Here is a 1,786-nt window from a genome sequence, read left to right as displayed (position 1 = left end):
TGTGAAAAAAGCATAGCCTAAAAACAAAGAAGGACCATGGGTCAAAAATAAGCCCAAGGTCCTTCTTTTGTGTTAAAATTAACTTGTGATGATAATTATTAACAAGTCTAATTCTAACGCAAAACAGGCAGTTTTGCCAATACTTATTTCGGATTATCTGGATATCTGTGATCCAGTGCTGACATTTGACCGTTTTATGGAGGAAATGGATTTGGAGAAATATCTGAAAAGAATCCCGAAACACTATACGGGAAGACTCAGATACAACCCGGTCAGCATGCTGAAAACAGTCTTATTCGGATTTATGGCAAACGGGTATATCTCACTACGGGAACTGGAAGACAGTTGTAAGGTGAATCTTCGCTTCATGTACCTTATGGATCATGAAACCCCGTCTTATAGGACATTCGGCTACTTTATCAACGAAGTGCTCGGAGATTCTATCGAAGAGATATTTAACGATATCAACCGGAAGATCTTTGAAACAGAACATGTGGATCTGCAGCATCTGTATATAGACGGTTCCAAATTTGAAGCAAATGCAAACAAATATTCCTGGGTATGGAAAAAGGCAACCGAGAAGTCCAGATACCGCTTGTTTGATAGGATTACGAAACTTCTGCAGGAGATCAATGAAGAGATTGCTTATACTGGGACAAGGCTCTGTATCAATACGGAGTATGCACCGGAATACCTAAAGGAGGCCGCCGGCAAATATGCTCAGATGTGGCAGATAGACGAAACCACATTTGTACATGGCCGTGGCCATCATAAATCGATGCAGCAGCGTCACTATGAGAAGCTGATGGAATATGCGGAAAAATTGGAAGAATATGTGGAGAAAATCCATATATGCGGAGAAGGGCGGAACAGCTATTCCAAGACGGACCATTCCGCAACATTTATGCGTATCAAGACAGATTATATGGGAAATGATCAGCTGCTTCCTGCCTATAATGTCCAGATCGGTGTTGCAGATGAATATATAGCAGTAGTAGAGGTGAATCAATACCGCAGCGACATGGACTGCTTTGTGCCGCTGATGGACAAGTTCAAAGATATTTATGGATTCTATCCGAAATATCCTGTTGCAGATGCCGGCTACGGTTCCTACAACAATTACATTTTTTGTGAGCAGAATGGAATGGAAAAGTATATGAAGTTTCCAATGTTCAAGAAGGAAACAACGGATAAGAAATATCAGGAAGACCCATTCAGAGCAGCCAACTTTCCGATTGGCGAAGATGGAATGATGCGGTGCCCGAATGGAAAAGCCTTTCACTTGCAGTATCGCCAAAATGTAAAAGGGAATGCATACGGCAGACAGGAAGAAGTGTATCAATGCGAAGACTGTAGCGGATGTCCGTATGCAGAGAAGTGTAAAAAGACAGATAAGAACCGTACGGTGCGGGTCAATCGAGAACTCACAGCCATGCACCGTGAAGTGATAGAAAATCTGGAAAGCATCCAGGGAGCACTGCTCAGGATGAACCGTTCGATACAGGCGGAAGGAACATTCGGTATTATGAAGAATGATCGATGGTATAAGCAAATCGTACGAAGAGGAATAGAATCGGTTCGGCTGGAAGTATTTCTGGTTTCTATTGGACAGAATCTCTATAAATTTCACAACAAAAAGATAAGGTCTGCAGCCGCCGCATAAGCCATTCAATCATTAGACTTATGGGGGGTAAGGGGGAGTTATACGCATTTTTAGAAAAAAAATGTGCTTATGTATAAAAAGAGGACTGTGAAAAAATGATTTCTCATTTTTTCACAGCCCCTT

At 41.7% G+C, this 1,786-nt stretch carries 1 protein-coding gene; it reads left to right on the top strand.

The window, feature by feature from the left end; translation table 11 throughout:
- The first annotated feature begins 88 nt into the window (after positions 1 to 88).
- Positions 89 to 1,663: an IS1182 family transposase gene (locus WKT01_RS13665; RefSeq protein WP_445299696.1), complete on the top strand. Its 1,575-nt coding sequence runs from the start codon at positions 89 to 91 to the stop codon at positions 1,661 to 1,663.
- Positions 1,664 to 1,786 lie beyond the last annotated feature (123 nt).

Source organism: Mediterraneibacter sp. ICN-202921 (assembly GCF_037890075.1).
GTDB classification, from domain to species: domain Bacteria; phylum Bacillota; class Clostridia; order Lachnospirales; family Lachnospiraceae; genus Mediterraneibacter; species Mediterraneibacter massiliensis.
The sequence above is the reverse complement of the archived record's forward strand: the minus strand, read 5'-3'. Positions and strand labels throughout refer to the sequence as shown.